Below are 5,821 nucleotides of genomic sequence, written 5' to 3'. Positions count from 1 at the left end.
GATCGTGTGGGGGTGGGCTTGTCCCGCGATGCTTTGAGATTTCACCCCATGAATCAAAAACCCACCCTGCACCCGCGCAATCGCCATCAGGGCCGCTACGATTTCCCCAGTCTGATCAAGGCCCATCCTGAGCTGGGCAAATTCACCATTACCAACCCCTATGGCAAGCCGAGCATCGACTTCGCCAACCCCGAAGCAGTGCGGGTCTTCAACCGCGCCCTGCTCAAGGCCCAATACGGCATCCAACACTGGGACATCCCGGCCGACTACCTGTGCCCGCCCATCCCTGGACGGGCCGATTACATCCATGTGCTGGCCGACTTGCTGGCCGAGGACTGCGGCGGCGAGATCCCCCGAGGCGTACACGTGCGCGCGCTGGACATCGGCGTCGGCGCCAACTGCATCTACCCGCTGCTTGGCCACAGCGACTACCGCTGGCGTTTCGTGGGTTCGGACATCGACGCTGTGGCCCTCGCCTCGGCCAGGACCATCGTCCAGGCCAACGGCCTGGGCAAGGTCATCTCCTTGCGCCAGCAAGCCAACCGCAAGCACATCCTCACCGGCCTGCTACAGGATGATGAGCGTTTCGACGTCACCCTGTGCAACCCGCCGTTCCATGCCTCCCGCGACGAAGCCACCCGCGGCAGCCAGCGCAAATGGAAGAACCTTGGCAAGCAGGATCCCAAGCGCAATCTGCCGGTGCTCAATTTCGGCGGGCAGAACAACGAGCTGTGGTGCGAGGGCGGAGAGATCCGCTTCGTCACCCAGTTGGTGGAAGAGAGTGTGCAGTACGGCGGCCAGGTGCTGTGGTTTACCAGCCTGGTCTCCAAAGCCAGCAACCTGCCCGGTATCGAGGCGGCGCTGAGAAAGGCAGGCGTGAAGGCACAACAGGTCGTGGCCATGGGGCAAGGCCAGAAACAGAGCCGCATGGTCGCCTGGAGCTTCCAGGACGCCGCCACGCGCCAGGCCTGGCATCGCTCAGACTGATCCCCTTTTCGCGAGCATGAAAAAACCGCGCCCGGACAAGCCGGGCGCGGTTTTTTCAAAGCTTCAACAATTACTTGTTGACGGCGTCGTTCAGGACCTTGGCAGGTACGAACTTGACGACTTTCTTGGCAGCGATTTCGATGGCAGCGCCAGTCGAAGGGTTGCGGCCGGTACGGGCAGGACGCTCGGAGACTTTCAGCTTGCCGATGCCTGGCAGGGTGATTTCAGCGCCGTTTTCCAGTTGGTCGGCGACGATCTGGCCCAGTTGCTCCAGGGCGTTACGCGCGGTGGTTTTCGGCGCGTCGATGGCTTCGGCGATATCGGCAATCAGTTGGTCTTTGGTCAATGCCATGGTGGTGTTCCTTCCCTATCAAATTCAGTGGTTATGCAGCGTGCCAGGTCGGTAATCGGGCCAGCCCCTGAAAAATCCGGCGGGCCGCGCCAATCGCGTATGTAGATACGAAAATCGGCGTTTGGTTCGACACGACCCCTGCGATCTGCCAGCAATGCGCCACCCAACGGGCGCAAGACCGCGCAAAGCTACCATAGGAATAGATAAATATCCGCTGCCGACTTCGATTTTATGCAGGTTTTTCGGGGCTTTTATCGTAAAACGCAAAAAATTGAACAAAAAACGAACAACAGACATTTACGCCACGATCTGACCACTGCATCGCCCTTGCCTGGGTTAAACTGCACGACTTTGCAGCGCGGCCTAGCACCGCCCAATCCCGCTCGAGATTTCCATGCCAATCCGTCATTGCATCGTTCACCTGATCGACAAGAAACCCGATGGCAGCCCGGCAGTCCTGCATGCCCGAGACTCCGAGCTCGGCGCCTCCGACGCCATCGAAAACCTGCTGGCCGACCTCAACGACAGCTACAACGCCAAGCAAGGCAAGGCCTGGGGCTTCTTCCACGGCGAATCCGGCGCCTACCCCTTCAGCGGCTGGCTCAAGCAGTACCTGGATGAAGAAAAAGACTTCACCGCCTTCAGCCGCATCGCTGTAGAGCACCTACAAAAGCTGATGGAAGAATCCAACCTGTCCACCGGCGGCCATATCCTGTTCGCCCATTACCAGCAAGGCATGACCGAGTACCTGGCCATCGCCCTGTTGCACCACAGCGAAGGCGTGGCCGTGAACGCCGAGCTCGATGTCACCCCGTCGCGTCACCTCGACCTTGGCCAGCTGCACCTGGCGGCGCGGGTCAACTTGTCGGAGTGGAAGAACAACCAGAACTCCAAGCAGTACATTTCGTTCATCAAGGGCAAGAACGGCAAGAAGGTGTCGGACTACTTCCGCGACTTCATCGGCTGCCAGGAAGGCGTCGACGGCCCAGGTGAAACCCGCACCCTACTCAAGGCCTTCAGCGACTTCGTCGAAAGCGAGGACCTGCCCGAGGAGGCCGCCCGCGAAAAGACCCAGACCCTGGTCGACTACACCACCACTCAGACCAAACTCGGTGAACCGGTGACGCTGGAAGAACTGTCCAGCCTGATCGATGAAGATCGGCCCAAGGCCTTCTACGACCACATTCGCAACAAGGATTACGGCCTGTCGCCGGAGATTCCGGCGGATAAACGCACCCTCAACCAGTTCCGCCGTTTCACTGGCCGCGCCGAAGGCCTGTCGATCAGCTTCGAGGCCCACTTGCTGGGATCGAAGGTGGAATATGACGAAGAGGCCGGCACCCTGATCATCAAGGGCCTGCCAACCCAACTGGTCGATCAGCTCAAGCGTCGCAAGGATTGAGCATGGCCGGGGCTGCAGCGCAGCCCCTCATCTAGCCCCCGGTAGCTGCATAGGCTGCCACCAGCGCTTCCTTGGCCGATTTGCGCAGTTTTTTCACCAACCGTTCCTGGCGCAGTGCCTCGCCTTTGTCCGGCCATTGCTCCACATACACCAGTGCCTGGGCCGGGCTGGTCTTGAAATAACGCGCCCCCTGCCCCTTCTGATGCTTCAAGAACCGCCGCTGCGGGTCGTCACTGATTCCGCAGTACAGCGAACCATTGGCAGCCCGCACCAGATAGACATACCAAGGTTTCACGTCCCCGCCCGAGGTTTTTTCACTCGGAGCATCCACTCTTTGCGTCATTAATTTGAAACCCAAAGCCCCACTGCAGCTACCACGAAAATGAACAGGCCGTGGCTATACCGTACTCTGCTGGTATGCCCGCAACCCCTTGAACGCTTGCTGACGCACCTTGTTCTGCAGCAGCGGCGACCAGCCCAGCAGCAAACCCGGCAGGCCCAAGGCCTGACGCGACCAGCGCCACAGGTCGAAACTGTCGTCATGCTGGCAAATCAGCCCATCGCGGATCACGAAGCGGGCCTGTATGTCGTTGACCACGGTGCGCCCGGTCTGGCTGAACAGGTAGCGCGCCACCCAGTGCGCACTCCCTCCGTCCTGATAGGCGTTAACGCTGTCGAAAGTCAGGGAGAAATTTTTTGCACGGCTGGTCAGCATCCGCCACATGTCCCCCACATCACGGCCTCGCAAGGTACCGAAGACAGGGTCACTGAAGGTAATGTCTTCGCTGTAGCAGGCCACCATGGCCTCGGCGTCCAGGCGCTGGAAGGCTTGGTAGAAACGTGTGATCAGCTCACGATTGGCGTCGCTCATGGGGCGGATCCCTCCGGGGGGCAAACCTCAACGATAATGTGCCACGCATGGGAGCGCCATGCTCATTCGCGCCATGAATAGGCTTTGTCACACCTTCTCGCTGACCACCTGCACATGCAATGCTCGCCCGGCCCCAAGGCCGAACAGAATTGCACCGATACCCAGCGCCGCGAATATCCAGCCCACGGCCGCCCAGCCCCCCGTCAGGTCATGCACCAGGCCTACCGCAAACGGCCCTGCGGACGCCAACGTGTAGCCAACCCCTTGCGCCATGCTCGAAAGATTCGCAGCCACGTGGGAATCCTTCGAGCGCAGCACGATCAGCGTCAACGCCAGGGCGAACGTACCGCCCTGCCCCAGTCCGAGCACGACGGCCCAGCCCCACAGCCCTGAAACCGGTGCATACAAGCAACCGAACAGCCCTGCCAGGGTGACCAGCATGACGATGACGATAGCCAGGCGCTGGTCCTTGCCTCGGGTGGCCAGCCAAGGCGCGCTTAGCGAGCTCACCAGTTGCACGATCACCGACCCGGACAACACCAGCCCAGCCTCCGTAGGGCTCAGCCCGCGGCCGATGAGCATCGAGGGGAGCCAGCCAAACACGATGTAGGCCAGCGAAGACTGCAAGCCCATGTACAGCGTGACCTGCCATGCCAGCGGATCGCGCCACAGACCACGCACCCGGTAGGCCACCTTGTGCAGGCCGTGCCCCTGGCGCGCCTGGGGCAGCCACACCAGCATCGCGATCAGCGCAGGCACCAGCCAGAAGCCCAGGCCCAAGGCCCAGCTGTCATCGAAGTGGCGTGCCAATGGTACCGTGGCACCGGCGGCCAGGGCCGCTCCCAGGCACAAGGCCATGGTATAGACACCGGTCAGGGTACCGGCGTGCCGTGGGAAGTCCCGCTTGACGATGCCTGGAAGCAACACGCCGATGATGCCGATACTCGCCCCGGCCATGACACTGCCCAGAAACACGCCCGTCACACCCAGGACGCTGCGCACCAGAATACCCAGCGCCAAGGTCAGCAGAATACCCAGCACCACCCGCTCACTGCTAAAGCGCCTGGCCAGGACCGGTGCCAATGGAGCGAACAGACCAAGACACAGCACCGGCAAGGTCGTCAGCAGGCCCGCCTGGGACGCGTTCAGCCCTAGCCCCTCGGACACTTGGCCAAGTACCGGCGCCATGCTCGACAGCGCAGGACGCAGGTTCAGTGCCACCAGTACCAAACCTAGCAACAGCAACCACGGCCGCTGCATCAGCACAGGCTGCTGCTGGACCTGATCGTCGTCGGCTTCGGCGTCGATCAGCAGTTCTTCGAACTCCTGCTGGCGAGGAGCAGTTTCATGAATCGTGGATTCGGCCATGGGCGTCTCGTTGTCAGGATTCGATGAGGGTCCGGCTCAGGTGCTTGGCACGCTCCGGATCACGTTGTTCGATGGCATCGACGATCTGGCCGTGCAGCTCGAATACCGTCTGGCAGCGGGGGGTAGTCGCCATGTTGTGCTCCAACGCCGCTGCCACTACACCGGAAAAGTAACGGTAGAGTTCGCTCAACGCCGGGTTGTGAGCGGCGTCCACGAGGTGTTGGTGAAAGACCAGGTCGCACTCAACGTAAGTCTTTATGTCGCCATGAAAGTGCGCGGCGCTGTTCTGCAGGGCCTGGCGCAGATGGCGTACATCCGCTTCGGTGCGGCGCTGGGCGGCCAGGCCGATCGCTTCGGTTTCCAGGATACGGCGGGTTTCCCGGGCTTGTTCCGACGTGCAGCGGGCCATGGCCTGGACCGCCTGGAGCGGGTCCTGGGCGGTGCGTAGGTAACTACCATCGCCTTGGCGGATCTCGACCAAGCCGCTGAAGGCGAGCACGCGCATGGCTTCACGGACGGTGTTGCGGCTGATGCCCAGTTCGTGGGCGAGTTCGGGTTCGGTGGGCAGGCGTTGGCCGATGGACCAGGTGCCACTGGTGATGCGGGTGCGGAGTTGGTCGACGGCTTGTTCGACTAGGGAGCGTTTGATGAGTAGGGTCATGGGTAGATCCGGTCATCGGATGAATTTTGGGTAAGATAGCTGGGTAGTGGGGGTGGGGCAAGGTTTGGGCTTGGGCTTGGGCTTGGGCTTGGGCTTGGGCTTGGGCTTGGGCTTTCAGGCTGTGTGAATATCCGGGTTTGGTGGGGGCGCCACCGGCGCTTTTCGCCTTTACGGCGACCT

General features: G+C 61.4%; 7 protein-coding genes. 2 read left to right on the top strand and 5 right to left on the bottom strand.

The genetic code is table 11. The features are described from left to right. Nucleotides 1–48: 48 nt before the first annotated feature. Complete coding sequence (rlmF, locus tag ABOA88_RS23905) at nucleotides 49–987, top strand: 23S rRNA (adenine(1618)-N(6))-methyltransferase RlmF (protein ID WP_367851474.1); 939 nt, start codon at nucleotides 49–51, stop codon at nucleotides 985–987. A gap of 70 nt (nucleotides 988–1,057) precedes the next feature. Here the strand turns inward: rlmF and ABOA88_RS23900 are convergent, their stop codons facing one another. Next, the gene (locus ABOA88_RS23900; protein WP_043210728.1) at nucleotides 1,058–1,339 is read right to left on the bottom strand and encodes an HU family DNA-binding protein; all 282 of its coding nucleotides are present in this window, start codon (nucleotides 1,337–1,339) and stop codon (nucleotides 1,058–1,060) included. A gap of 394 nt (nucleotides 1,340–1,733) precedes the next feature. On the opposite strand from ABOA88_RS23900, the gene yejK reads away from it, so the two are divergent. Further along, nucleotides 1,734–2,741: a nucleoid-associated protein YejK gene (yejK, locus tag ABOA88_RS23895; protein WP_367851475.1), complete on the top strand. Its 1,008-nt coding sequence runs from the start codon at nucleotides 1,734–1,736 to the stop codon at nucleotides 2,739–2,741. Between the two features lie 31 nt (nucleotides 2,742–2,772). On the opposite strand, the gene ABOA88_RS23890 is transcribed toward yejK, so the two are convergent. The 4 genes from ABOA88_RS23890 to ABOA88_RS23875 form a co-directional block, all read right to left on the bottom strand. After that, nucleotides 2,773–3,084, bottom strand: coding sequence for a GIY-YIG nuclease family protein (locus tag ABOA88_RS23890; RefSeq protein WP_437437088.1), 312 nt, complete (start codon nucleotides 3,082–3,084; stop codon nucleotides 2,773–2,775). A 54-nt stretch (nucleotides 3,085–3,138) separates the two neighbouring features. Then, nucleotides 3,139–3,612 (bottom strand): nuclear transport factor 2 family protein, encoded by a 474-nt coding sequence (locus ABOA88_RS23885; protein ID WP_196167708.1) that lies wholly within the window; start codon nucleotides 3,610–3,612, stop codon nucleotides 3,139–3,141. 87 nt (nucleotides 3,613–3,699) lie between these two features. Beyond that, entirely contained in the window at nucleotides 3,700–4,980 is a 1,281-nt protein-coding gene (locus ABOA88_RS23880; protein WP_196167709.1) for a CynX/NimT family MFS transporter, read from the bottom strand. 13 nt (nucleotides 4,981–4,993) lie between these two features. Further along, nucleotides 4,994–5,641 carry a FadR/GntR family transcriptional regulator gene (locus tag ABOA88_RS23875; protein ID WP_196167710.1) on the bottom strand — a complete coding sequence of 216 codons (648 nt, stop codon included), beginning with the start codon at nucleotides 5,639–5,641 and terminating at the stop codon, nucleotides 4,994–4,996. Nucleotides 5,642–5,821: the final 180 nt, after the last annotated feature.

The organism is Pseudomonas sp. PKS (assembly GCF_051913525.1).
In the GTDB taxonomy this organism is placed as follows: Bacteria; Pseudomonadota; Gammaproteobacteria; order Pseudomonadales; family Pseudomonadaceae; genus Aquipseudomonas; species Aquipseudomonas guariconensis_D.
The sequence above is the reverse complement of the archived record's forward strand: the minus strand, read 5'-3'. Positions and strand labels throughout refer to the sequence as shown.